The organism is Stenotrophomonas sp. AR029 (genome assembly GCF_047520695.2).
Classification (GTDB): Bacteria; Pseudomonadota; Gammaproteobacteria; order Xanthomonadales; family Xanthomonadaceae; genus Stenotrophomonas; species Stenotrophomonas sepilia.
The window spans coordinates 913756-938866 of sequence record NZ_JAXBQQ020000002.1 but is presented as its reverse complement, the minus strand read 5'-3'; the positions used below and the strand labels follow the sequence as shown (position 1 = coordinate 938866).

26 protein-coding genes and 1 tRNA gene are annotated in these 25111 nt (G+C 65.3%); 20 read left to right on the top strand and 7 right to left on the bottom strand.

All coding sequences use genetic code 11. From position 1 onward, the window contains the following. Nucleotides 1-71: 71 nt before the first annotated feature. The 4 genes from ACM0PB_RS10925 to ACM0PB_RS10910 are packed head-to-tail and all read right to left on the bottom strand — an operon-like array spanning nt 72 to nt 4438. Nucleotides 72-599 carry a Slp family lipoprotein gene (locus tag ACM0PB_RS10925; protein WP_279946714.1) on the bottom strand — a complete coding sequence of 176 codons (528 nt, stop codon included), beginning with the start codon at nt 597-599 and terminating at the stop codon, nt 72-74. Continuing rightward, nucleotides 596-2545: a transglutaminase TgpA family protein gene (locus ACM0PB_RS10920; RefSeq protein WP_065177980.1), complete on the bottom strand. Its 1950-nt coding sequence runs from the start codon at nt 2543-2545 to the stop codon at nt 596-598. Before ACM0PB_RS10920 ends, ACM0PB_RS10925 begins: the two co-directional genes overlap by 4 nt. Continuing rightward, on the bottom strand, nt 2538-3461 hold the full coding sequence (locus ACM0PB_RS10915; protein ID WP_053499582.1) for a DUF58 domain-containing protein: 924 nt from the start codon (nt 3459-3461) through the stop codon (nt 2538-2540). The genes ACM0PB_RS10920 and ACM0PB_RS10915 overlap by 8 nt, the downstream gene beginning before the upstream one ends. 23 nt (nt 3462-3484) lie before the next feature. Beyond that, on the bottom strand, nt 3485-4438 hold the full coding sequence (locus ACM0PB_RS10910) for an AAA family ATPase (RefSeq protein ID WP_049417066.1): 954 nt from the start codon (nt 4436-4438) through the stop codon (nt 3485-3487). 42 nt (nt 4439-4480) lie between these two features. Here ACM0PB_RS10910 and ACM0PB_RS10905 point away from each other — a divergent pair, with 42 nt between their 5' ends. After that, nucleotides 4481-6316, top strand: coding sequence for a glycosyltransferase family 39 protein (locus ACM0PB_RS10905; protein ID WP_032953980.1), 1836 nt, complete (start codon nt 4481-4483; stop codon nt 6314-6316). Between the two features lie 102 nt (nt 6317-6418). Here ACM0PB_RS10905 and ACM0PB_RS10900 read toward each other — a convergent pair whose 3' ends face one another. Further along, nucleotides 6419-6988 (bottom strand): Maf family protein, encoded by a 570-nt coding sequence (locus ACM0PB_RS10900; RefSeq protein WP_414604488.1) that lies wholly within the window; start codon nt 6986-6988, stop codon nt 6419-6421. A gap of 113 nt (nt 6989-7101) precedes the next feature. Between ACM0PB_RS10900 and ACM0PB_RS10895 the strand changes: the two genes are divergently transcribed. From ACM0PB_RS10895 to ACM0PB_RS10820, 16 genes are all read left to right on the top strand, one after another. Beyond that, nucleotides 7102-7611 carry a YceD family protein gene (locus tag ACM0PB_RS10895; protein WP_005415504.1) on the top strand — a complete coding sequence of 170 codons (510 nt, stop codon included), beginning with the start codon at nt 7102-7104 and terminating at the stop codon, nt 7609-7611. 107 nt (nt 7612-7718) lie between these two features. Continuing rightward, nucleotides 7719-7913 carry a 50S ribosomal protein L32 gene (gene rpmF / locus ACM0PB_RS10890; protein WP_005408308.1) on the top strand — a complete coding sequence of 65 codons (195 nt, stop codon included), beginning with the start codon at nt 7719-7721 and terminating at the stop codon, nt 7911-7913. 91 nt (nt 7914-8004) lie between these two features. Then, complete coding sequence (locus tag ACM0PB_RS10885; RefSeq protein ID WP_014036188.1) at nt 8005-8982, top strand: beta-ketoacyl-ACP synthase III; 978 nt, start codon at nt 8005-8007, stop codon at nt 8980-8982. Nucleotides 8983-9058: 76 nt separating this feature from the next. Next, complete coding sequence (locus ACM0PB_RS10880) at nt 9059-9841, top strand: BUD32 family EKC/KEOPS complex subunit (protein WP_053499577.1); 783 nt, start codon at nt 9059-9061, stop codon at nt 9839-9841. Between the two features lie 160 nt (nt 9842-10001). Further along, nucleotides 10002-10946, top strand: a complete 945-nt coding sequence (fabD, locus tag ACM0PB_RS10875) for an ACP S-malonyltransferase (RefSeq protein WP_005415507.1) — start codon at nt 10002-10004, stop codon at nt 10944-10946. Nucleotides 10947-11028: 82 nt separating this feature from the next. Next, the gene (gene fabG / locus ACM0PB_RS10870) at nt 11029-11772 is read left to right on the top strand and encodes a 3-oxoacyl-ACP reductase FabG (RefSeq protein ID WP_005408312.1); all 744 of its coding nucleotides are present in this window, start codon (nt 11029-11031) and stop codon (nt 11770-11772) included. Between the two features lie 152 nt (nt 11773-11924). Further along, nucleotides 11925-12164 (top strand): acyl carrier protein, encoded by a 240-nt coding sequence (gene acpP, locus ACM0PB_RS10865; RefSeq protein ID WP_061480516.1) that lies wholly within the window; start codon nt 11925-11927, stop codon nt 12162-12164. 140 nt (nt 12165-12304) lie between these two features. After that, nucleotides 12305-13567 carry a beta-ketoacyl-ACP synthase II gene (fabF, locus tag ACM0PB_RS10860; protein WP_065177975.1) on the top strand — a complete coding sequence of 421 codons (1263 nt, stop codon included), beginning with the start codon at nt 12305-12307 and terminating at the stop codon, nt 13565-13567. Nucleotides 13568-13668: 101 nt separating this feature from the next. Next, the gene (locus tag ACM0PB_RS10855) at nt 13669-15033 is read left to right on the top strand and encodes an aminodeoxychorismate synthase component I (RefSeq protein WP_005415511.1); all 1365 of its coding nucleotides are present in this window, start codon (nt 13669-13671) and stop codon (nt 15031-15033) included. Between the two features lie 232 nt (nt 15034-15265). Beyond that, nucleotides 15266-16327, top strand: a complete 1062-nt coding sequence (gene mltG, locus ACM0PB_RS10850) for an endolytic transglycosylase MltG (RefSeq protein WP_005415512.1) — start codon at nt 15266-15268, stop codon at nt 16325-16327. After that, on the top strand, nt 16324-16989 hold the full coding sequence (gene tmk / locus ACM0PB_RS10845; RefSeq protein WP_005415513.1) for a dTMP kinase: 666 nt from the start codon (nt 16324-16326) through the stop codon (nt 16987-16989). The genes mltG and tmk overlap by 4 nt, the downstream gene beginning before the upstream one ends. Continuing rightward, the gene (locus tag ACM0PB_RS10840; RefSeq protein WP_005415514.1) at nt 16986-17942 is read left to right on the top strand and encodes a DNA polymerase III subunit delta'; all 957 of its coding nucleotides are present in this window, start codon (nt 16986-16988) and stop codon (nt 17940-17942) included. The genes tmk and ACM0PB_RS10840 overlap by 4 nt, the downstream gene beginning before the upstream one ends. Beyond that, nucleotides 17939-18292, top strand: a complete 354-nt coding sequence (locus ACM0PB_RS10835) for a PilZ domain-containing protein (RefSeq protein WP_005412452.1) — start codon at nt 17939-17941, stop codon at nt 18290-18292. The genes ACM0PB_RS10840 and ACM0PB_RS10835 overlap by 4 nt, the downstream gene beginning before the upstream one ends. 113 nt (nt 18293-18405) lie before the next feature. Further along, nucleotides 18406-18480: transfer RNA gene (locus tag ACM0PB_RS10830), tRNA-Val, on the top strand. A 162-nt stretch (nt 18481-18642) separates the two neighbouring features. Beyond that, nucleotides 18643-19053: a hypothetical protein gene (locus ACM0PB_RS10825; protein ID WP_322534806.1), complete on the top strand. Its 411-nt coding sequence runs from the start codon at nt 18643-18645 to the stop codon at nt 19051-19053. 117 nt (nt 19054-19170) lie between these two features. Beyond that, on the top strand, nt 19171-20082 hold the full coding sequence (locus ACM0PB_RS10820; RefSeq protein ID WP_425524660.1) for a DUF6414 family protein: 912 nt from the start codon (nt 19171-19173) through the stop codon (nt 20080-20082). 209 nt (nt 20083-20291) lie between these two features. Here the strand turns inward: ACM0PB_RS10820 and ACM0PB_RS10815 are convergent, their stop codons facing one another. Further along, nucleotides 20292-20855, bottom strand: a complete 564-nt coding sequence (locus tag ACM0PB_RS10815) for a hypothetical protein (RefSeq protein WP_322534804.1) — start codon at nt 20853-20855, stop codon at nt 20292-20294. A gap of 52 nt (nt 20856-20907) precedes the next feature. Next, nucleotides 20908-21315, bottom strand: a complete 408-nt coding sequence (locus tag ACM0PB_RS10810) for a hypothetical protein (RefSeq protein WP_322534803.1) — start codon at nt 21313-21315, stop codon at nt 20908-20910. Between the two features lie 562 nt (nt 21316-21877). Here ACM0PB_RS10810 and ACM0PB_RS10805 point away from each other — a divergent pair. The 3 genes from ACM0PB_RS10805 (at nt 21878) to ACM0PB_RS10795 (ending at nt 25104) form a co-directional block, all read left to right on the top strand. Beyond that, the gene (locus tag ACM0PB_RS10805) at nt 21878-22258 is read left to right on the top strand and encodes a tautomerase family protein (protein ID WP_180866944.1); all 381 of its coding nucleotides are present in this window, start codon (nt 21878-21880) and stop codon (nt 22256-22258) included. Between the two features lie 191 nt (nt 22259-22449). Next, nucleotides 22450-22836: a DUF2946 family protein gene (locus tag ACM0PB_RS10800; RefSeq protein ID WP_414603995.1), complete on the top strand. Its 387-nt coding sequence runs from the start codon at nt 22450-22452 to the stop codon at nt 22834-22836. A 129-nt stretch (nt 22837-22965) separates the two neighbouring features. Continuing rightward, entirely contained in the window at nt 22966-25104 is a 2139-nt protein-coding gene (locus ACM0PB_RS10795) for a TonB-dependent receptor (RefSeq protein WP_322534800.1), read from the top strand. Nucleotides 25105-25111 lie beyond the last annotated feature (7 nt).

The window sequence follows — 25111 nt, the reverse complement described above, 5'->3', positions numbered from 1 at the left end:
TGTCCACGCATGTGTGGATGAAAAAGGCCGCCCGAAGGCGGCCTTTTCCGATCATGCGGGCTGGGTGGCGATCACCACCAGCCCCAACGGCCGTAGCCACCCCAGTACGGGCCCCACGGACCCGGGCCCCACGGGCCATAGGGGTAGGGCACCACATCGACCTGGCGCTGTTCCGGCCACAGGTAGATCACATCGGCCGACAGCTTCGGCAGGCGGTAGTCGTAGTCCCCGATGCGGGTGTTCTGGTAGCCGTAGATCTTGCCGATGAAGGTCACGTCACGCCCGGCTTCAAACACGGCCGGGTCGTAGAAACCGGCGCGGCAGGCAATGAAGCGGCCGTCGCTGGCGTCGGACGAGGTGGTGTTCGGGCGGCCACTGGCGTTGAGCGGGCGCGAGATCATCTGGAAGCAGGTCTCGCCCTGGCCGGGCTTGGTCTCGATGATGCGGCCGCCCCATCGGACCGGCGTACCGACCTGCTGGGTGGCGACCGAGTCGCGCGGGGAAACCAGGCTGAACTGTCCCTGCAGCGGCTTGGGGGCCGTGGCGCAGGCCGACAGGGCCAGCGTGGCCACAGCGGTGAGGAGGAACTTGGTGTTCATGGGGAGGCTCCGGAAGTCGGGCGATGCCTGCGCAGGTCCCGCAATAATGAAGCGAGGTCGGTGCAAGTTCCAGCGTAGCGCGCGTCGGCGAAACGCTGGCTGAGCGCGAGCAGGGTCGGGTCGGGTCGCTGCCGGTGAACCCGCTGTGCCCAGTCCTGTGCGGTTTCGTGCGGTTCGCGGGCCAGGCCAAGGCGCGCATAACGCCGCCCGAGCCGGTGCCAGACACGCAGCAGCGGGTCGCGCTCGCGCTCGCCGCGGGCCAGCAACCAAGCCATCCACGCCAGTGCCAGCAGGGCGGCGACCACGAATCCGGTCACCAGCTGCGCCGGCCCGAGGTCATCCAGCCCGAACGGCTTGAGCAGTTGCTGCTGGCGGCGTGCATCGAAGGACAGCACCAGGTCGTTCCAGCCGCGCCGCAGCCAGTCACCCATCTGCCCCAGCTGCAGCCAGCGCTGTTGCAGCGGGGTATCGGTGCCGGCCCGCAGGCGGTCGTCCAGGGTGTCCAGGATGCGTTCCGGTGCCACGGCCGCGGTCGGGTCGACCCGCACCCAGCCGCGTTGCGGCAGCCAGACTTCGGCCCAGGCGTGGGCATCCATGCGACGCACCACCCAGTAGTCGCCGATGCGGTTGCGGGTACCGCCTGCGAAGCCGGTCACCACCCGGGCCGGAATGCCGGCGTTGCGCATCAGCACTACGAAGGCCGAGCTGAAGTGCTGGCAGAAGCCGGCCTTGTAGTTGAACAGGAAATCGTCGACCGGATCGCGCCCCGCCACCGGTGTATCCAGCGTGTAGGAGAAGTCGCGGGTGATCCATTGCAGCGCACGGCGGACGATGGCCTCGTCATCGCTGCCTGCCTCCTGCCGCCATTGCCGCGCGAGCTGGGCGGTGCGCGGATTGAAGCCGGGCGGAAGCTGCAGCGCCGCGCGGCGCAGGTAGGGCGACAGATCGGTGTCGAACCGTTGCGGCGGCGCCGAATGCAACCGCCAGCGGCTGAGCGCGGACAGCGTGCGGTCGCTGCGCAGGCTCATGTCGGCATCGAAGCTGCTGCCCTCCGGTGCGCGGCTGGGCAGGTCCAGTGCCACCAGCAGGCGACGGTCGGTGGGCTCGTAGTCGATCTGGTAGTCCCAACCCTGTGCGGCGGTTTCGACCACCGGTGCGGGGCGTCCGGCCGTCGCGCGATCGCGGCTCCAGCGGTGGCCGTCGAACGACGTCAGCACCGGGCCGCGCCAATAGCGCTGCGCAGGCTCGGGCACCGCGCCGAAAAACTGCACGCGCAACGCCGGGGTGTCGTCGGCCATCAGGTCCAGCCACTGGTCCGGCGCCATGCTGTCAGCCAGGCCCGGTGTGCCCACCGCTCGCTCGGGTACGCCCCACAGCGGCGTGGACAAGCGCGGGAACAGCCAGAAGCAGGCCAGCGCGAGTGGCAGGCCGATCCCCAGCAGGCGGCCGACACCACGCAGTTGTCCGCGCAGCGGCAGTCGAGGGCTGTGGCCCTCGTCCAGGGCCAGGCGTTGCAGGGCCAGCAGTGCGGCAACTGCGGCCAGCGCTGCCAGCCCGGTGGTCAACGGCCCCTGGTCGAGCAGGAAGGCGGCGAACGGCGAGAACAACGCGAAGCCCAGCAGGCTGCGCGCATCGCGCAGATTGCGCAGTTCGCTGGACTTGATCGCCAGCATCGCCGCCAGCAATGCGCAGCCGGTATCGCGGCCCGGGCGCACCATGCCCATCTGCCAGACGATGGTGGCAAGCATGGCCAGCACCAGCACCAGGCGAACCGGCATCGGCAGCACCCGCCGCCACGAAAGCGCAGCGGTCAGCACCGCAGTGATCGCGATCACGCTGGCCAGCACCGGTGGCAGCTGCAGCAGCAGTGGCAGCAGCGCCAGCGCTGCGCTGGCCAGGGTCCAGCTGCGGGCGTTGCGGTCGAGCAGGACGGCAGGCTCAGTCATGGGGCATCAATGCCAGTGCGCGCAGGCACAGGTGGTGGTGGCTGGCGCCCTGGCCGGGCCCCAACGGCGGATGGGCCGGAAGCAGCAGCGTATAGCGACGGCCTTCGCGCTCGGCCATGTCGACCCAGCGTGCCAGCCGCGCGATGCGCGCTTCATGGCCCAGCGCCGCCAGCGTGCGCCAGTCCAGCACCACTTCGATGCCGATCGGCTTCTCGTATTCGCGTACCAGCAGGCTGTCGCGGCGCGCCGAGTGTTTCCAGGCAATGCTGCGCGGGGCATCGCCGGCACGATAGGGGCGCAACTGGTGCAGCTCATCGCCACTGGCATGGGCGCGGGTGTGCAGTGGGTCGTTGCCACGTTCCGGAAGCGGCGGTGCCAGTGCCTCGGCAAGTGGATAGACCAGCAGCGGCTGCTCCGGCCACACCCACGACCATGCCCGCACCAGTCCCAGCGGCTGCGTGCTCGACAGGCGGATGCGGGGCAGTTCCAGCCAGCCGCGCCGCTCGCTGGGAACATCCAGCTCCACTTCGCCGCGACCGTGTGCAGGCAGTGCAACCCAGGCCTCGCTTGCGCCCAGCTGCAGGTGCAGCCCGTGGCGCGCGCGCGGGTCACGCAACGAAAGGTCCACGCGCAGGCGCAGGGGATGCCCGGCCGGTACCGGTTCGGCGGAGATTGCATCGATCTGTATGCCGGACAGCTGCAGGTGCGCGGCGATGGCGCTGGCGATCGCTGCCGCGGCCAGCAGCAGCGCAAGCAGCAGGGCCGGGTTGTTGTTGTAGTTCAATGCGCCCAGCAGCATCGCCGACAGCAGGGTGGCGACGAACAGGCCGAAGCGGGTTGGTAGTACATAGATGCGATGGCGGTCCAGTCGCTGCGGCAGGGCTTCGGGCCTGCGGGGGCGTGCCAGCAGCTGCATGCGTGCCCAGCGTGTGGCCACCTTCAGTCCACCGCGACGGTCTGCAGGATCGCCCGCGCCAGCGCCGGCCCCGAGCTGGATTCGGCTTCGGCCACCAGGCGATGGCCGGCCACCGCCACGAACAGGGTCTGCACGTCTTCGGGCACCACATGCCCGCGGCCGAGCAGCAGCGCATGTGCCCTGGCGGCACGCAGCAGGGCCAGTCCCGCGCGCGGTGACAGGCCTACGCGCACGCCGGCATGGTGTCGGCTGCGGGTCAGCAGCGCCTGCACATAGTCGATCAGCGCGTCGCTGGCATGCACCTGGCCAACCGCTTCACGCAATGCACGCACCTGGGTGTCGTCCAGCTTTGGCACCGCGCGTGCGATCAGGTCGCGGCGATCACTGCCGCGCAGCAGCTCGCGCTCGGCCTGCGCGCTGGGGTAGCCCATCGCCAGCCGCAGCAGGAAACGATCCAGCTGCGAATCCGGCAACGGGAAGGTGCCGGACAGGTCGACCGGGTTCTGCGTGGCGATGACGAAGAACGGATCGGGCAGTGGATGTGTCTGTCCATCCAGTGTGACCTGTTGCTCGGCCATCGCTTCCAGCAGCGCACTCTGTGTCCGCGGCGGTGCACGATTGATCTCATCGGCCAGCAGCACGTGGGTGAACACCGGGCCGGGATGGAACTGGAACTGGCGGCTGCCGGCCTCGTACACCGAAACGCCAAGTACATCGGCCGGCAGCAGGTCAGAGGTGAACTGCACGCGCTGGAAGCTGAGGCCGAGGCTGCTGGCCAATGCATGCGCCAACGTGGTCTTGCCCAGCCCGGGCAGATCCTCGATGAGCAGGTGGCCGCCAGAAAGCAGGGCGACAAAGGCCAGCCTGACTTCCGGCACCTTGCCCAGCACCAGTGCGTTCACCTGATCCTGTGCCTCCCGCAGGGCCTGGCGCAGTTGATCGGTTAGCATGCTGGGATTGGGGGACGAGGCTGGCATGATCGTCTCAGGTCTGGAATCCACTCGATTATCCATAGAGCAATGCAAGGCGAACAGCGCGCGCGGACAATATTTCTCTGGTTATGGACGCTGATCACAGCGGCCAAGCTGGTGGTGGCTGCGCGCCTGCCGCTGTTCGTCGATGAGGCGTTCTATTGGCAGGAAGGCCAGCACCTGGCCGCTGCCTATTCCGACCTGCCGGGGCTGACCGCCTGGCTTGCACGCCTGGGCGTGGAGATCGGTGGCCATCACGTACTCGCACTGCGCCTGCCGTTCCTGGCCATCGGTGCGCTGCTGCCGTTGCTGGTGGTGCGCATCGCTACGCGCTGGTTCGGCAACGTGGCCGGTTGGCAGGCGGGCAGCCTGACGCTGCTGATGCCGTTGTCGGCCACGCTGGGCCTGCTGGCCGTGCCGGACGTACCGATGGCGCTGGCGGCGGTGATCTGCCTGCACGCAGGTGCACGCCTGCTGCACAGCGTGGACGCGTCCTCGGCGATGAAGCTGGCGCTGGGCCTGCTGATCGGTGCGCTCAGCCACTACCGTTTCATTGGTGTCATCGGTGTCGGCTTCATTGCGTTGCTGGCGTTGCCGCAGGGCCGTCGCATGCTGGCCGACCCGCGCGTATGGGTGGCGCTGGCGGTGGGCGTGCTGGCCTGGCTGCCGTTGCTGGCGTGGAATGCCGACAACCACGACGCCGGCCTGAAGTTCCAGGTGGTCGAGCGCCACCCGTGGACGTTCGAGTGGGAGGGGCTGTGGTTCCTGGTGATCCAGCCGATGCTGGTGACGCCGATCCTGTGCATCGCGATGTGGAAGGTCGCCCTGGCGGGTACCCGCAGTGGCGGTGGGGCGCGGGTGCAGTGGCGCTATTTCGGCCTGGTGGGCGGGGTGTCGACGCTGGGCATCTTCCTGCTGGGCTTCTTCACCGATGTCGAACGGATCAGTTTCCACTGGCCGCTGCCAGGCTACCTGGCGCTGCTGGTGGCCGTGCCGGTGGTCCTCAACGGTTGGCCGCGCTGGCTGCGCCGTACCGGCTGGTGGCTGGCCGCTGCAGGTACCGTGCTGGCGTTCGGCTACTACCTGATGGCGTCCACGCCGGCACTTCGCGAGCAGATGGCCGGCAGCAAGTACTACCCGCGCAACTTTGCCGGCTGGCAGCCACTGGCCGTGGCGGTGCGTGACGAACTGCGGCAGATGCCACCGGGTACGCGTGTCCTGGCGGGCAACTTCAAGGTCGGTGCCGAACTGGGCTTCCAGCTGGGCAATGGCGATATCGAGGTGTTGCCACATCCGCTCAACGACAAGCATGGACGCACCGCACAGCTGGCGCAGTGGGACCTGCTGCACGAAGGCCCGCGCAGTGTGCCGATGCTGCTGGTGCTGTCACCCAGTGACCAGCGCTACCGCGACCTGCTGGCGCGCTATCACACCATCTGCGAGCAGGTGGGGCCGTTGCCGGCGCCACGCGTGGTCAGCAGCGATCATGGCTTCCAGCGGTTCCTGCTGTTCCGGCTGCCGGCCAAGCGTGCACAGGGGGCCTGCGTAACGCCCTCAATGGCTTGGCTGGATGCGCCGTCCAACGGTGAAAAGGTCTCCGGAACGCTCGCCATCAAGGGCTGGGCATTCAAGGATGGGGTCGGGCTGGCGCGGGTTGAAGTGCTGGTTGATGGCCGCTCGATCGGAGACGCGCGTTACGGGCGCGTGTTCGACATTCGCCCCGCCTGGCCGGACAGTACCGATCCGCAGCATCCGGCGGTGGGCTTCGACGCGTCGCTGGACACCACCACGCTGGCGCCGGGCCGGCACTGGCTCGGCCTGCGCCTGCACGGGCGCGATGGCAGCGTGGAGGCGTGGCAGGAGCAACCGTTCGAGGTTCGTTGAGGTCCTCTGGTCCTGTAGAGTCGAGCCGATGCCCGGCTGCTTCCGATTCAGATGGCAGGCATCCTCGAAAAAAGCAGCCGGGCATGGGCTCGGCTCTACCGTTCACGGCACCGCGAATCCGGCGCTGCGCAGCAGGCCGCACAGCGCGATCAGTGGCAGGCCGACCAGCGCGGTCGGGTCGCGGTTGTCGATCGCCTCGAACAGGCTGATGCCCAGGCCCTCGCACTTGAAGCTGCCGGCGCAGTCCAGTGGCTGCTCGGTGGCGACGTAGCGGGCGATCTCCTGCGAGTCCAGCGCGCGGAAGTGCACTTCGGTCAGATCCAGGGCGGCGAGGGATTCTCCATCCCGTCTGAGACTGATTGCCGTGTGAAAGCGTACCGTCTGCCCGGACATCGCCACCAGCTGCGCACAGGCCGCCTCGACCGTGCCAGGCTTGCCCAGCGGCTGGCCGTTCAGGTCGGCCACCTGGTCCGAGCCGATCACCCAGGCACCCGGATGGCGCGCGGCGACATTGGCCGCCTTGGCGGCGGCCAGGCGCGTGGCCAAGGCCAGCGGCCCCTCGCCGTTCAACGGCGTTTCATCCACCTCCGGGCGTGCGCAGTCGAAGGGCAGGCCCAGCCGTTGCAGCAGTTCGCGACGGTAGCGGGAGGTGGAGGCCAGGACCAGTGACATGCGAGAATACCGGGGCAGGGTGCGGCAGTCTGGCCCGCCGGCAACGCCAGCAGCAAGTCCTGTATGGCGGGCATTTGACAGCAGGCGGTGCGATCCTTAGTATTCAGCGGCTTATGTCCGCGAACGTGCCCGAAACGCTGGATGCCTGGCGGATGGTTGTAGCGCGAAGGCGCTTCGACGGTCAGGTCTCCCTGGCTGAATTGACCCGCCTGCAGGGGTTGGTCGCAGATACCGACGGCGAGTGTGTCTACTCGCTTGAATTCGGTCGCGACGACGTCTTGCGGGTATCCTATGTGGAACTGACCATCGACACCGCGTTGCCGCTGACCTGTCAGCGCAGCATGCAGCGATTCCTGTTGCCGGTGAAGGTGACCCAGAGGCTTGGCCTGATCCGCGACGAGGACGAGGAATCGTCCCTGCCGGAGGAATACGAGGCGTTGCTGGTGCCGGAAGACGGCCAGCTGCGTCCGCTGGACCTGGTCGAGGACGAGTTGGTGCTGGCGGTGCCTGTGGTGCCGCTGTCGCCCGACGGTGAGGCAGTCGATCAGGACTGGGCACCGAGCGAAGAAGAAACAAAGAAGGCCAACCCGTTTGCGGCGTTGGCGGCATTGAAGAAACAATAGCAGCCGGTTGTCGTCGGCGGCTGCGGCGAAAGCGAAAAGTGTGCTGGGCGCTGGCGTCCTGTGCGACGAAACGACGAAGCAAAACGAACCGAGTTTGGAGCAATCCCATGGCTGTCCAGAAATCCCGTGTTACCCCGTCCCGCCGCGGCCAGCGCCGTTCGCATGACGCCCTGAGCGCCAAGCAGCTGTCGACCGACCCGACCACCGGCGAAGTGCATCTGCGTCACCACATCACTGCCGATGGTTTCTACCGCGGCAAGAAGGTCATCCAGACCAAGACCTCGGCCGTCGAAGAAGATTGATGTGCCGGGAAGGCCGCTGCCTCCGGGCAGCGGCCTTTGCCTTCTTTCCCGGGCGTGCCGGTGATCGGCGGCCCGCGCAACAGGAAACATGATGAGCAAGCGGATCTATTCGAGGATCGCGGGCACCGGTAGCTATTTGCCGGAGAAAGTCCTGACCAACGCCGACCTGGAAAAAATGGTCGAAACCTCGGATGAGTGGATCCAGTCGCGCACCGGAATTCGTGAACGGCACATCGCGGCCGAAGGCGAAACCACCAGCGACCTTGGCTACAACGCCGCTCTGCGCGCGCTTGAAGCCGCAGGCATCGATGCCTCGCAGCTCGACATGATCGTGGTCGGTACGACCACCCCTGACCTTATTTTCCCGTCCACCGCGTGCCTGATCCAGGCCAAGCTCGGTGTGGCCGGGTGCCCCGCCTTCGACGTCAACGCAGCCTGTTCCGGCTTCGTGTTCGCGCTGGGCGTGGCCGACAAGTTCATCCGCTCCGGCGACTGCAAGCACGTGCTGGTGATCGGCACCGAAACATTGACCCGCATGGTCGACTGGAACGATCGCACCACCTGCGTGCTGTTCGGTGATGGCGCCGGCGCCGTCGTGCTCAAGGCCGACGAAGAAACCGGCATCCTCAGCACCCACCTGCATGCCGATGGCAGCAAGAAGGAACTGCTGTGGAACCCGGTTGGCGTCTCGAGCGGTTTCAAGGACGGCGCCAACGGTGGTGGCACCATCAACATGAAGGGCAACGACGTGTTCAAGTACGCCGTCAAGGCGCTGGACTCGGTCGTGGACGAGACCCTGGCCGCCAACGGCCTGGACAAGTCCGACCTGGATTGGCTGATTCCGCACCAGGCCAACCTGCGCATCATCGAAGCCACCGCCAAGCGCCTGGACATGTCGATGGACCAGGTCGTGGTGACCGTCGACAAGCATGGCAACACCTCTTCCGGTTCAGTGCCGCTGGCGCTCGATGCCGCCGTGCGGTCGGGCAGGGTCGAGCGCGGCCAGCTGCTGTTGCTGGAAGCCTTCGGCGGTGGCTTCACGTGGGGTTCGGCCCTGCTGCGCTATTGATAGTGCAAGTTACGACAATGTGAAGTCTTGTCGTTACGGCCCTCCGGGGCCGTAACGCGTTTAAGGAGGACCTGTCATGGTTGAGCCCATCGTCATCGAAGGGCAACGTGCCTGGCTGAAGCAGTACGGCAAGGGAAGCCGAGCACTGGCCCTGGGCCTGCTCAATTTTGTTGCGCGCCGTTTCCATCTCGATGCCCTGCGCCCGCCGCCGCACCGTGGTGGTGACGCCGCGCGCGAAACCGAGGCCCGCCGCCTTGCAGAGCTGCAGGCGCAAGGCGTGAACGTGCCGGACGTGCTGGGCACCGGCCATGCCGCGCTGGTGATCGGCGACAACGGCAGCTCGTTCAATACCTGCCTGCGTGAAGCGGATGAGGCCGGTCGTGATCGGCTGGTGATGGCGGCGATGCAGGCCATTGCCCAAGCGCATGCGCGCGGCGCCTATTTCGGCCAGCCGTTGCCGCGCAATCTCACCTGGGATGGGCAGCAGGTCGGCTTCATCGATTTCGAGGAAGATCCGCTGGAAGTGATGGACCTGTCCGAAGCGCAGGCCCGCGACTGGCTGATGTTCGGTTATGGCGTGGCCAAGTACTACGCTGATCGCCCCGAACATCTGCAGGCGATGATGGCCGAGGCGATGGGCGAGGTCCAGGCGCCGGTGCGCGAGCACGTGCATGCGGTCAGTGGCCGCCTGCGCAGCCTGGCCAGGGTCTGCATGAAGCTGGGCCGCTCAGCGCGCGCGCTGGCCCATTCGATCTTCATCACCCACGGTGCCAGCACTGCTGGCGTGCTGATGCTGGTGGGCCTGTGCGTGGATTTCCTCGCCGACGGCGATCTGGACGTGCTGCAGCTGTTCTGCTGATGGCTGATCGGGGTCAGATCCCTTTTCCTGCGGAAAAGGGATCTGACCCCATTGCGCTTGCCCGGCCGCCCTCCATACGCCTGCATACGCGCACGTACAGACGACACAGCGGATTCCCCCTTATCATGGCCCGCTTCGATTGCAGCAAGCGGATGACCGCGTGACCGTATCCACCCTCGCTTTTGTCTTCCCCGGCCAGGGCTCGCAGTCTGTGGGCATGGTGGCCGAGCTGGCCGAACTGCACCCGCAGGTGCGTGAAGCCTTCACCGAGGCATCCGATGGTGCTGGCGTCGACCTGTGGGCGCTGTCCCAGGGTGGCCCGGAAGAAATGCTCAACCGTACCGAATACACCCAGCCGGCCCTGTTGGCCGCAAGCATTGGTGTGTGGCGCGCCTGGAACGCCGTGGGCGGTCCGCGCCCGTCGGTGCTGTCCGGCCACAGTCTGGGCGAGTACACCGCCCTGGTTGCCGCCGGCGCGCTGAGCCTGCATGACGGCGCGCACCTGGTGCGCCTGCGTGGCCAGCTGATGCAGGAAGCGGCACCGGCCGGTGTCGGTGCCATGGCCGCCGTGCTCGGTGCCGAAGACCAGCTGGTGCTGGATGTCTGCGCCGAAGCCGCAGGCAGCCAGGTGGTGGTGCCGGCCAACTTCAATTCGCCGGGCCAGATCGTGATCGGTGGCGACGCCGACGCGGTCGACCGTGCGCTGGCGCTGTTGGCCGAGAAGGGCGTGCGCAAGGCGGTCAAGCTGGCCGTCAGCGTACCCTCGCACACCCCGTTGATGCGCGAAGCCGCCAACCGCTTGGCCGAAGTGATGGCTGGCCTGTCCTGGCAGGCGCCGCAGCTGCCGGTGGTGCAGAACGTCGATGCCCAGGTGCACGACGGCGTGGACGCCATCCGCACCGCGCTGGTCCAGCAGCTGTACCAGCCGGTGCAGTGGACCGGTTGCGTGCAGGCGCTGGCCGCCCGTGGCATCACCCAGATCGCCGAGTGCGGCCCAGGCAAGGTGCTGACCGGCCTGGTCAAGCGCATCGACAAGGCCATCGACGGCCGTCCTCTGGCCACGCCGGGCGACTTTGAAGCCGCCCGCGAGGCATGGTCGGCCTGACCTTCCCTGTTTCCTGCCGACCGTACCGGTGGCCGCTGCAAGCGGCACGGTGCGGCGGCCGCTCCCGTCTGAGGAAAACAACATGAGCAAGCCCCTGCAGGGTGAAATCGCACTGGTCACCGGTGCCAGCCGTGGCATTGGTGCCGCCATCGCCGATCTGCTGGCCGCCCAGGGCGCCACCGTCATCGGCACCGCCACCACCGAATCCGGCGCCGCCGCGATCGGTGAGCGCCTGGCCGCCCACGGCGGTCACGGCCGCGCGCTGAACGTCACCGACGCCGCTGCGCTGGACAGCGTGCTCGATGGCATCGCCAAGGAATTCGGCCCGATCTCGATCCTGGTCAACAATGCCGGCATCACCCGCGACAACCTGCTGATGCGCATGAAGGACGAGGACTGGGCGTCGATCATCGACACCAACCTGACCAGCGTGTTCCGCACCAGCAAGGCGGTGATGCGCGGCATGATGAAGGCGCGCAAGGGCCGCATCATCAACATCGCATCGGTGGTGGGCGTGACCGGCAATGCCGGGCAGGCCAACTACGCGGCCGCCAAGGCCGGCATCATCGGCTTCAGCAAGTCGCTGGCCAAGGAAATCGGCTCGCGCGGCGTCACCGTCAATGTTGTCGCACCCGGCTTCATCGACACCGACATGACCAAGGCGTTGCCGGAAGAAGCGCGTACCGCGCTGATCAACGACATCGCCCTCGAACGCCTGGGTTCGCCGGAGGACATCGCCCATGCGGTGGCGTTCCTGGCCAGCCCGGCTGCCGGTTACATCACCGGCGAAACCCTCCATGTGAACGGCGGCATGTACATGCCGTAAGCAAGGGGCGCAGGGATTGCGCCGCAAGTGGTTGATCTGCGGAGGTTTTTGCTGCAATGCAAGGCCGCGCCGGTTTCCACTACACTATCCCACGGCCATCGCCCTTGATGGCGACCACTTTTGAACCACAACTCCATCTGGAGCGAGATCCCATGAGCACCATCGAAGAACGCGTCAAGAAAATCGTCGTCGAACAGCTTGGCGTCAAGGAAGATGAAGTCACCAACAGCGCATCGTTCGTCGATGACCTGGGCGCTGACTCGCTGGACACCGTCGAGTTGGTGATGGCCCTGGAAGAAGAATTCGAGTGCGAGATCCCGGACGAAGAAGCCGAGAAGATCAGCACCGTGCAGGCCGCCATCGACTACATCACGGCCCACGTCAAGGCCTGATGTCAGACGGCAGTGCGCGCGGGTCTCCGCTCGCCGCGCACCGCACCCCATGGGGCCGCAGTTGCGGCCCCGTGTGTTTGAGCATCACACCGAAGCAAACCGTGTTACCCGATTGAACCTTCGGGTCAGGAGAATCAGCAATGAAGCGTCGCGTCGTCGTAACCGGCCTGGGTATCGTCTCGCCGTTGGGCAATGATCTGGCCAGCAGCTGGGAAGGCATCACCCAGGGTCGTTCGGGCATCGGTCCGCTGACCAACGTTTCTGATGCCTACCTGGACCGGTTCACCACCAAGATTGCAGGTGAGGTCAAGGGCTTTGACATCACCGCCGACAACGAACTGTTCGGCAAGTACCGGGTCAGCGGCAAGGATGCCAAGAAGATGGACCCGTTCATCCATTACGGCCTCGGTGCCTCGTTCATGGCCCTGCACGACTCGGGCCTGGAGATCACCGACGCCAATGCCGAGCGCATCGGCGCCATTGTCGGCGCCGGCATCGGCGGCCTGCTCGGCATCGAAGAGCAGACCATCGAGTTCCACGAGGGCAAGAAGATCTCGCCCTTCTACGTGCCCAAGACCATCATCAACATGCTGCCGGGCCAGCTGAGCATCATCACCGGCCTGAAGGGCCCGTCGTTCTCGGCGGTGTCGGCGTGCGCGACCTCGAACCACTCGATCGGCACCGCGATGCGCATGATCCAGTACGGCGACGCCGACGTGATGGTGGTCGGTGGTGCCGAGCGTGGCTCGTCGCCGACCGCCCTGGGTGGCTTCTGCGCGATGAAGGCCATGAGCACCCGCAACGACGCTCCGGAACAGGCCTCGCGCCCGTGGGACAAGGACCGTGACGGCTTCGTGCTGGGCGACGGCGCCGGCATCCTGATCCTGGAAGAGTACGAGCACGCCAAGGCACGCGGCGCGAAGATCTACTGCGAACTGGCCGGTTTCGGTGCCAGCTCCGACGCGTACCACATGACCGCCCCGAGCGAGAACGGCGAAGGCGCCGCCCGCTGCATGGTCATGGCCATGAAGGACGCTGGTGTGACCCCGGAACAGGTCGGCTACCTCAACGCGCACGGCACCTCCACGCCGCTGGGCGACCTGGGCGAGACCATGGCGATGAAGACCGCCTTCGGCGACCACGCCTACAAGATGATGGTCAGCTCCACCAAGTCGATGACCGGCCACCTGCTGGGCGCGGCCGGCGGCGTGGAAGCGATCTTCTCGGTGATGGCGCTGCAGGACAACGTCATTCCGCCGACCATCAACCTGCAGCAGCCGGGCGAAGGCTGCGACCTGGACTACGTGCCCAACGAAGCACGCCAGGCCAAGGTTGACGTGGTGATGTCCAATGGCTTCGGCTTCGGCGGCACCAACGGCACGCTGATCTTCAAGCGCGTCTGACCGGGTTGTAGCGTCGGGCCATGCTCGACTGAACGTGCATTACGCACGAGGAGGCCGCCGCAAGGCGGCTTCCGTGCATCTGAATCCCTGAACTGGCCATCATGACCCACGCACCGCTGATCCACCCGCTGCCGCACCCGATCGATCTGCTGGCCCTGCAGCATCATGACCCGGCACGCTTCCCGCTGCTGATGGAATCCACCGCCTCGGGCACCGCCCAGGGCCGCTGGAGCCTGCTGCTGGCCGCGCAGGGCGACTGCCTGCGGCTGGATGCCGATGGCCAGGTGCGCGACCAGCACGACGCGGTACACGCCGGCAGCTTCCTGCAGGTGCTGGACCGTGCCTGGCAGCACGAACGCCTGCCGCACGACGGCAGCCACAGCCTGCCGTTCCGTGGCGGCTGGGCGTTGATGCTCGATTACGAAGTGGCCAGCCAGATTGAACCGGTGCTGCCGGCGCGCGCGCGCGAGGACGGCCGCCCGACCGCGCTGGCGCTGCGCTGCCCGGCTGCGGTGCTGCACGACCACCAGAACGACGCCAGCTTCGTCATCGCCGAAGCCGGTGAGCAGGCCCTGCTGGAGGCGCTGGTGACCATGGCGTCGCAGGCACTGCCGGAGGCCGGGCAGGGCTGGCAGCCGCCGCAGTCGGTGGGCGAGGATGCGCCACAGCGCTTCACCGACGGCGTGCGCCGGGTGATCGACTACCTGCGTGCCGGCGATGTGTTCCAGGTGAACCTGTCGCGGCGCTGGAGCGCGCAGTTCGCTGCGCCGGTCCAGCCGCAGGCGCTGTACGCGCAGCTGCGTCGTGCCAACCCGGCACCGTTCGCCGGCCTGTTCAGCGCGCACGGTCGCCATGTGGTCAGTTCCTCGCCGGAGCGGCTGGTGTCGGTGCATGCCGGCCACGCGCAGACGCGTCCCATTGCCGGCACGCGTCCGCGCTTCGAGGGGGACGATGATGCCGCGCGCATCCGGGAGCTGGTCGGCCACCCCAAGGAGCGTGCTGAGCACGTGATGCTGATCGACCTGGAACGCAACGACCTGGGCCGCATCTGCCTGCCCGGCACCGTGGTGGTCGATGAGTTGATGACGGTGGAGAGCTACGCCCATGTGCACCACATCGTCAGCAATGTCAGCGGCCACCTGCGCCCGGAGGTCACGCCCGGCGAGGTGATCGCCGCCACGTTCCCGGGTGGCACCATCACCGGCTGCCCCAAGGTGCGATGCATGCAGATCATCAGCGAACTGGAGCAGGTGCCGCGCGGTGCCTACACCGGCGCGTTCGGCTGGCTGAACCGCGATGGCGACCTGGACCTGAACATCCTGATCCGTACCGCCGAAGTGGATGGCCACGAGGTGAGCTTCCGCACCGGCGCCGGCATCGTGGTCGATTCGGACCCGGACAAGGAACTGGACGAGACCCGCGCCAAGGCCCGCGGCCTGCTGCGCGCGCTCTGCCAGCAGGGGTAGTGCCGGGCGCTGGCCGGCAACGCCATTCCCCCACGGTGGGTGCCGACCGTTGGTCGGCACGGAGTCCTCCATGGCCATTCATCCACGCATGGCGTGGATCTACTGATCGCCGCGCCAGGCATGGATTGTGGTGGGTGCCGACCGTTGGTCGGCACGGCGACGCCACCCCGGTCATGACCCCAATCCACCGGCACGGTATCCTGCACGACGGAATCGAGTTCAGAGGTAGTCCATGGCGGGAGCCAAGCGCGGGTGTCTGTTCGTGGTAACGCTGGTGGTGGTGCTGGCCGCTGTCGTGGCCGGCGCGGGCGCGTGGTTCTTCTACCAGCAGACCCGCTTCGCCGATGCCCCGATCACCCCCACCGCCGAAAGCGTGGTCATCGCCAGCGGCGATGGCATGAACAGCGTGCTGCGCAAGCTACGCGATGCCGGCGTGGACGAGGGCCAGGACACCCAGTGGCAACTGCTGGCGCGCCAGCTCGATGCCGCCGGCAAGCTGAAGGTGGGCGAGTACGCGCTCAGCGGCGAGCTGACCCCGCGCGAGCTGCTGTTGCGCATGCGTGCCGGCAAGGTGCTGCAGCACCGCGTCACGATTGTCGAGGGCTGGAACATCCGCCAGCTGCGTGCCGCGCTCAAGCGCGCCGAGCCGCTGCTGCACACCACCGACAATCTTGATGACGCCGCGCTGATGCAGCGCCTCGGCTTCGGTGGCCAGCATCCGGAAGGCCGCTTCCTGCCGGAGACCTACGTCTACCAGCGCGGCGACAGCGATCTGGACGTGCTCAAGCGCGCGCACGCCGCGATGGAAAAGGCGCTGGATGAAGCCTGGGAAAGCCGCGCGCCGGACCTGCCGATCAACACGCCCTACGAACTGCTGACGCTGGCCTCGATCATCGAGAAGGAAACCGCATTGGCCAGCGAGCGCCCGCAGATTGCCGGCGTGTTCATGCGTCGCCTGAAGATCGGCATGCGCCTGCAGACCGACCCGACCGTGATCTACGGCCTCGGTGCCGCGTATGACGGCAACATCCGCCGCCGCGACCTGACCACCGATACGCCCTACAACACCTATACCCGTGCCGGCCTGACCCCGACCCCGATCGCCATGCCCAGCCGTGACGCGCTGATGGCGGCCGCGCAACCCGCGGCGGGCGACGCGCTGTACTTCGTCGCCGTCGGCGATGGCAGCGGCGCGCACGTGTTCTCGCCCAGCCTGGACCAGCACAACGCCGCCGTGGCGCGCTACCTGCAACAGCTGCGCCAGCAACGTACCCAGGAGACCCCGGCGCAATGAGTCCCGCGCTGCTTCGCCACCCGCGTTTCGTCAGCCTGGAAGGCGGCGAGGGCGCGGGCAAGACCACCGCCATCAATGCCATCCGTGAGTGCCTGCGCAGCCACGGCCACGAGGTGGTGCTGACCCGTGAACCGGGCGGCACGCCACTGGCCGAGCGCATCCGCGGCCTGGTGCTGAAACCCGATGCCGAGATCGCTGCCGAGCCACTCAGCGCCGAAGCCGAGTTGCTGCTGGTGTTCGCCGCACGCGCGCAGCATGTGCGCCAGGTGATCCGGCCGGCGCTGCAGCGCGGCGCCTATGTGCTGAGCGATCGCTTCACCGATTCCAGCTACGCCTATCAGGGCGGTGGCCGTGGCCTCGACCCGCAGTGGATTGCCGACCTGGAGCGCCGCGCGGTGGGCCTGCTTCCCGGCCTGACGCTGTTGCTGGACGTGGATGTGGCAGTGGGCCGCGCGCGCGCCAACGGCCGCGACCTGTGGCCGGATCGCATCGAGAGCGAGCAGGACGATTTCTTCCAGCGCGTGCGCGAAGTGTTCCGCAGCCGCGCACAGCAGGACCCGCAGCGCTTCGCGTTGATTGATGCGGGCCAGGAGCAGGCGCGCGTGGCCGCCAACGTGGTTGCGCGTGTCGAGCGCTGGCTGCAGGACGGGGAGGGCGCATGAGCACGTTTTCGCCCTGGCAGCAGCGCGCGTTCGAACAGACGGTGGCCGCGCTCGACGCCGGTCGGCTCGGTCATGGCCTGCTGATCTGCGGTCCGGCCGGGCTGGGCAAGCGCGAGGTCGCGCTGGCGCTGGCCGACCATGTGCTGGCGCAGGGCGATGCAGCCCACGCCACGCGCACGCGCCAGCTGATCGCGGCGGGTACGCATCCGGACCTGCAGCTGGTCAGCTTCATTCCGAACAAGAGCGGCGACAAGCTGCGCACCGAGATCGTCATCGAGCAGGTGCGCGAGATCACCGACAAGCTGGCGCTGACCCCGCAATACGGCGTCGCGCAGGTTGTGATCGTCGACCCGGCCGATGCGATCAACCGCTCGGCCGCCAATGCACTGCTGAAGACCCTGGAAGAGCCGCAGCCCGGCCGTTACCTGTGGCTGATCAGCAGCGACCCGGCGCGCCTGCCGCAGACCATCCGCAGCCGCTGCCAGCGCCTGGAATTCAAGCTGCCGCCGCAGCACGAGGCACTGGCCTGGCTGCAGCAGCAGGGGCACAGCGAGGCGTCGGCGCGTGAAGCGCTGGATGCGGCACGCGGCCATCCCGGGCAGGCCGACAACTGGCTGCGCGAAGATGGCCTGAGCCTGCGCCGCGAAGTTGGCCGTGAGCTGGAGCAGCTGGCCGCCGGCAAGACCGGCGCGGTGGAGCTGGCGCAGAAGTGGTGCGGCGATGACAACGCGGCGCTGCGCCTGCGCTTTGCCGCCGACCTGGCGCTGGCCCAGGCCAGCACCGATGCCTTGACCACGCCGGAGCGATTGCACAAGCTTGCAGCCTGGTTCGATGCGGCCAACCGCACCCGCGACCTGCTGCGTACCACGGTGCGTGCAGACCTTGCGGTGGTCGAGTTGCTGCTGGCCTGGAACAAGGTGAACGAGCGGCCTGCCGCAAGGGGAAATCGATGAGTGCCAGCAACGCCCGCCAGGGCATCCTGTCCCTGGCCGTGAAGGACAAAGCCGCGCTGTACAGCGCGTACATGCCGTTCGTGAAGAATGGCGGCATCTTCGTGCCCACGCCCAAGCGCTACTTCCTGGGCGACGAGGTGTTCCTGCTGCTGACGCTGCCCGATTCCAGCGAGCGCCTGCCGGTGGCCGGCAAGGTGATCTGGGTGACCCCGGCCGGCGCGCAGGGCAACCGCACCGCTGGCATCGGCGTGCAGCTGGCCGACGGTGCCGAAGGCGAGGGCGTGCGCCACAAGATCGAGACTCTGCTGGCCGGCCTGACCGGCTCGGACAAGCCGACCCATACGATGTGAGGTAGCGTCGAGCCATGCCCGGCGGCGGCCCTCGAAACGCCCGTGAACACGAATGTGAAAAACTGTTGACGGCCTCTGAAAAGCCCCTATAATGAGCGGCTCAGCAACACACCGGGCGGTTAGCTCAGCGGTAGAGCATTGCCTTCACACGGCAAGGGTCACAGGTTCGATCCCTGTACCGCCCACCATGTTGCAGAACGAAAGAAGCCTCCAGCGATGGGGGCTTTTTTGTTGCGCGAAAAATTGTGAGCATTTGTACAATCATGCTCAGGAGCTCATGGATTCCTGATTGTTGGATAGCCGTACTCGTTCTAGAGTTCGCTCATCTTGCAATTCCGCGCGGGGGATGAATGAAGGGAAAGAAAGTTAAGTGGCTGATATATACGGTGCTTGTTGGCCTCATTCCGGTATTGTCTAGGTTGATGGTCTGGAGTGTCACCTCTCCGGGAAGTGTTGCTCTCATATCGTCCTCCGATTTTGTGGCATTTGGATTGGTGTTGCATATCTCAAACATAAACGAGATTGAGCATTTTTCAGGAGTGGATAGGGAATGGAAGACCATTCAAAATGGAACTTCAATTGCATTCATAGCTTTGTATAGCGTTCTATTTGCGTTGAATGTAATTGGCGGAGGGCTAATTGATGGCGCTGCCATGAATATGTGCACTTTAATTCTTTCGATGGTCTCATTCTTGATCAGTTATTCCGTCTATGATCGGATTTCTAAGGCCGAGGCTGTCGTGGAGGAGGGGCGTATATGACTTTACTGGTAGTGATTGCGTCCATAGTTTTCTCGATTTCTGGGCTGGTAGTTTCCTTGTGGTCGATCTATACAACTAGAAAAAAATACTACCTTGAATATAAGGGGAGGAAGATGCGTGATTAGAAATTTCATATATCTTGATGAGGATAAGATGTATTCCTTGTCGTCTCAGTTGTTCGAGGGTGTAACTGAGTATGTTTTGAATGAATCATTCTCGGAGAAGAGCGAGTCTGAAGATCAGAAGGGGCCTGTGGGGAGTGGGAGGGTGCTGGGTGATATCCTGAGAAGTGGTGATAGAAGGACTGAGAAAAAGTTTCTTAATGATTATTCTTTTTCGATCTTTGAGAAAAGGTTGATTGACGATTCTGCTGTTTCTATTGTTTCTGCTTCGGCCAGCGATGTTGACTTTGATGGTCGATCCTTCGCTAAGGTTTCATCTCGTGTGGTTTTCAATGACATCAATTCAATCAAGAAAACTCTAGGAAATTTTAATGATGTTGGGCGGGCTATGGCCCACGTAACCAACTTCGAAGAAATTTCTGCTGCAGATAGGCAGCTTGGTGAACTCAGACGGGCGGGTAAGGGTGGGCCTAAGCTGCAAGCCGAGCTAAAGTCGCTGATGAATGTGGATAGAATTGCCAAAAATTCGGGGCTTTATCAGGACAAGAAATTCCTTGATGATTTGGCGTTGCTTCTTGAGTATGGATTTCAAGATCAATTGGAGATTCAGATGAATGTGGGTGAGAATATTTTTTCATCTAATCTAAATAGGTTGTTCTTGCGTGAATCTGAAGATTTATTGGTCCGGAAGTACTCAAGAAGAACGGAGGTTGAGTTCACGCTTTTTGGGATTGTGACGCAGTATAAAGGAGGGGCTGGAGCCTCTGAAGGGGCTGTGGGTGTGGATGGTATCAAGGGGGCGCTAATGAATTTGATTTCGAGTTTGATTGGGGTGGAGTCAACCTTTACTGGGCGGCTTGAAAATGAAATAATTGTAGATCCTATTGCTATTTATGTTGAGCTATAAATTATTGTGAAAATTGAGGGGCTTGTGAATCTTGAGAATTTTGCTGAGCTAGGGGCGTTTGGGGGATTTTCTCGAATGTTGGTGAGTGCTGTTAATGATTCCGGCTGCACAGGAGTCTGTTTTCTGAAGTGGTTTTCCCATCTGACCACGACGCCCGCCGGCATTGACTGCCGTTCGAAGGTCATAATTGAATGCTAGCGTTGCCGATGTCAGTCGTGATTTGCTAAAAGACACTTCGCGATCATCGCCGTGGCATCCAACAGGTCATGGCCGTTGCCCGCCTGCACCACCACCGCCAACAGACTACGGCCCACCTCGGCATTGCCGCTGGTCAGTTCCATCTCGCCTTCAAAGCACAGATCGGCCAACCATTCGTGGGCCTGCTGCAGCCCGCGCTTGCGGACGCGGCGGAACTCGGCGAGCAGCTTCGCCTGGCCGGCCTCCTGCTCACCCTCGGCCAGCAGGCCGATGGCACCGCCGTGCGCCGCGCGCCAGAGGGCCGGCAGTGGGCGACCGTTCGCATCCACCACGTCCGCCGAGAACTGGGCGCAGTACATCTCGTAGCGTTTACCCGCCGTACTGCTGGGCACGATGCCGGCCTCGGCGAGCAGGCGTTCGGCTTCATCCAGTTTGCTGAACTTCAAGCGCAGCAGTGCAGGACGGCTCAGCTGTTGTGCCAGCGCGTGCTGGTTGGCGGCAAACCATACGTTCCAACCCACGGTTGCGCGGCCTTCCAGCGCGGCCTTGAAGTACTCCAGGTGTTCGGCGTCCATTGCGGTCTCCTGCGTTCCCTGCGCGATTGTAGCGGGAGCGTATCCGGGCGGGTCAGGCGTCGCCGCCGGAGAGGCAGTGATGCGCCTCGCGTACCAGTTGTCGCGCGGCCACGATCAGTCCGTCGATATGGAAGGCGCCCAACTGTTCGTCCGGGCCGCCTTCGTTGCGCGCACGGTCGGCGGCTTGCAGCAGATCGAGCAATGCGCTGAGCCCAGATAGCGAGCGGCGCAATGAAGCGTGAATGCTGGCACCGAGGTTGAGGTTGTTGCACGGTTGCCCGTCATCGCCGTCGGCATGGTTGATGGCATTGAGGCAAGTGAAGAACGCAGGCGACTGCACGGGCAGATTCTGTTCGTGCAAGGCGCATTCGATCTCGCGTGCGAGGTCCTCGGGTACGTCGGCGGCGATGTCGCCGATCAGGGCGAACAGGCGGGGATGGACGGCGGTGCGGTTGGTCACGGCGAAACCCTCACTGGCGTGGAGCCACCTTCCAGAGTGAAGGTGGCGGACGGTGCGGGTTGGCGTGCCGGGGCAAACACAACGGAGTGAAAAATCACCCGGCGGATCCAGTGATCCCCACGCACCGCCCGCCATTGAGGGCAGTTGGTGCATTCTTGCGGCTACGCACTGCTGCGCAACCTATCCGTTCGGTTTGCTTTTTCGAGACGCCAATCCCGGCCTAGGCATCTGCCTAGGCCCGGAGATCATCGGATCGCACAATCACAGTGGTCTGTAAGGAAAGTTCTCAACTGAGTGCAGGCGCACCAAGCGTTCACCGTTCTGTGCCCTGCGGCACCCGCCCGCTGTGCAGCCCATCACTGATGGCGCATATCGCCGCCCATGCCGACCGTGCATATGACGACTCCTGTGCGGCGCTACCATGTCAATCACGTCACCCAGCGCGCGCGGGCGGGGATGTGCCACGGGTGAAGGCAGAGGGTTCCACCCCTGCGCTGTCCCATCGCCCCGGGCAGGCGTAGTCTCAGCCCATTGCCGTGCCCATCCACGCTGGAGCCCCGCCATGCCGCTAGCCCGCATCGATCTTCGCAAAGGCAAATCCGCCGACTACCTGCAACGTGTCGGTGAAACCATCTACCAGGCCATGCGCGCGGTGGGGGTACCGGAAAACGACCGCTTCCAGATCTTCCAGGAACACGCGCCCGGCACGCTGATCTACGACCCCGGCTACCTGGGCGTGGACCGTACCGACGATTTCATCTGCATCCAGATCACCTGGAACGAAGGGCGCACGCTGGAGCAGAAGAAGGCGTTGTACCTGGGCATTGCCGAGGGCCTGCATGCGGCAGTGGGCATCCGCCGTGAGGACGTGTTCATCAATCTGGTGGAAGTGAAGAAGGAGAACTGGTCGTTCGGCAATGGCGTGGCGCAGTACGTGAGTTGATGGGCGAAAAACATCCATGCGTGGCGTGGATCTACTGAATGGAGGGCGTGCGCGGGGGAGGGCAGCCCTGCGTCACCGTGTCGCAGGGGGTAAACCCTGAACGGGGTCCAAGGTTGGACACAGGCCCGTAGAATGGCCGGGTGCGTCATTCTGTCCTCCACCGCCGGTTCCAGGCCCTGGCTTGGCTTGCCATGCTGCTGGTGCTGCTCGCCCCGCTGGTGAGCCGCTGGCTGGCGCACGGGCACGTGGCCGCGGCGGTGCCGGTGGCGGCGATGGATCATTCCCAGCACGCGCAGCACGTGATGGAAGGGCACCATGACCATCACGCGATGGCGATGCCGCACGACGAATCGACGCCGAAGCCGGCTGTCGATCCACATGCCGATCATGAGATGGGCGTGGACTGCGATTACTGCCTGATTGCAGCGCGGTTGATCACCCTGTTGGTGGCGGCATTGCTGCTGTTGGCGCCGATGGCACCGGTGTGCCGCGCACTGCGCGGTGCGGTGCAGACGTTGCCGCAACGGATCAGCGGCACATTGGGAGCGCGTGGGCCGCCGGCCTTGATGGCCGTCTGAGCCGCACGCGCGTTGCATTGATCGTTTTCCCATGAGGTTGCCGGCTACGGCCGGTGCCCGCACGCGCGTGCTTGTCCTTTTCTCATTGCTGCCCTGCCATTGCGGGGTGGCCTTGCATGCCGTGGAAAAATGAAAACGAACCCCAACTCCGCACGCCTGCGCCGGGCGGCGCTGTCTGTCGCCTGCGCGCTGCTGCTGCACTCCGTCTCTGCCCTTGCTGCCGACGCGGCACCCCCGACCACGCTGGAGACCGTACGCGTGATCGATACCCGCAGCGGCGAGCTGTCATCCACCGCCAGCGCAGGCTCTGCGCTGGGCCTGAGCGTGCTGCAGACGCCGGCCAGCCTGACGGTGATTTCGCGCGAACAGCTGGAACAGCGCGGCGACAGCAACCTCAACGATGCGATCAGCCGGGCAGGTGCGATCAGTGCGATGCCGCACCCGGGCAACGGCCTGAGTGCGCTGTCCAGCCGTGGCTTCACCGATGGCGCCTCGGTGATGCGGCTGTACGACGGGCTGCGCCAGTACGGCGGCGTGGGCATCACCTTCCCGTTCGATACCTGGTCGATCGAGCGCATCGAAGTACTGCGCGGACCGGCCTCGGTGATCCATGGCGACGGTGCGATCGGCGGGGTGATCAACATCGTGCCGAAGAAGCCCTCGCGCGGTGCCATCGAAAACGAGATCAGTGTGACAGCGGGCAGCGAGGACACCGCGCGGCTGGGCTTCGGCAGTGGTGGCGCGCTGACGCCCGAGCTGGCCTACCGGCTGGATGTGAGCGGCAACTACAGCGGTGGCTGGGTCGATCGGGGACGCAACGGCGATGCCACCTTCTCCGGCGCGCTGCTGTGGCAGCCGCGCACCGACCTGCAGCTGACCTTGACCCACGCGCAGGGCCATCAGAAGCCGATGCGCTACTTCGGCACGCCGCTGGTGGAGGGACGCCAGTTGGAAGCGCTGCGCCATCGCAACTACAACGTGGACGACAGCGAGATCCGTTATCGCGACCGCTGGACCCAGCTTGATGCGCTGTGGACACCGAACGCGAACGTGGAATGGCGCACGCGCCTCTACCAGATCGACAGCCAGCGCGATTGGCGCAATGCCGAGGCCTATGTCTACAACCGCGCTACCGGCTTGATCGATCGATCTGGCAATACCGAGATCACCCACAACCAGGACCAGACCGGACTGACCTCGACGCTGCGCGTGCAGGGTGAAGTGGGCGGTCTGTCCAACAGTGTCGCGGTGGGGATGGATGTCAACCGCGCGCACTTCAAGCACACCAACAACACCTATGCCGGCAGCTCGGGCCCGGTCGATCCGTTCCATCCGGTGCCGGGCCAGTTTGCCAGCGACGCGCCGAACCTGCCGCGCTATCGCAACGCCGCCGAGCAGTACGCGCTGTTCGTGGAAGACCGGTTGGCGCTGAGCGAGCGCTGGTCGGTGCTGGGTGGGCTGCGCCACGACCGCGCGCGCATTGATCGCACCGATCTGATCAGCGGCCAGAATGCGTTCTCGAAAACCTACAGCAGCACCGGCTGGCGCGCCGGCACGGTATTTGCGCTGCAGCCGACGCTGAGCCTGTATGCGCAGTACTCGCAGGCGGCAGATCCGGTCAGTGGACTGCTGATGATCAGCCCCGCCAATGGAGCGTTCGATCTGGCCAATGGGCGGCAGATCGAGGTGGGCCTGAAGCAGGCGTTCGACGGTGGCGAGTGGACGCTGGCGGCGTACCGGATCCGCAAGACCGGCCTGCTCAGCCGCGATCCGCTGTTGCCGGATCGCCGCGTGCAGGTGGGCGCGCAGACCTCGCGCGGTATTGAAGCGTCGTTGACCTGGAATGTCGCGCCGCACTGGACGCTGGATGCCAACGCGACGGTGCTGAAGGCCGAATTCGCGGACTTCCTGGAAACCACGGGTTCGCCGGCGGTGCTGGTATCGCGTGATGGCAACGTGCCGCCGAACGTAGCCGAGCGCCTGGCCAGTGCGTGGCTCAGCTGGCAATTCGCACCGGACTGGAGTGCGGCGGGTGGCGTGCGCTACGTCGGCAAGCGCTACGCCGATAACGCCAACACGCTGGAGCTGCCCGGCTACAGTACCACCGACCTGGCGTTGACCTGGCAGGCGGCACCGCGCACGCGGCTATCCGCCCGGCTGTTCAACGTGTTCGACAAGGCGTACTACGCCACCGCGTACTACACCAGCACCCAGTGGCTGCTGGGGGCGGACCGGCGCGTCGAATTCACCGTCGACCATCGCTTCTGAGGGCGCT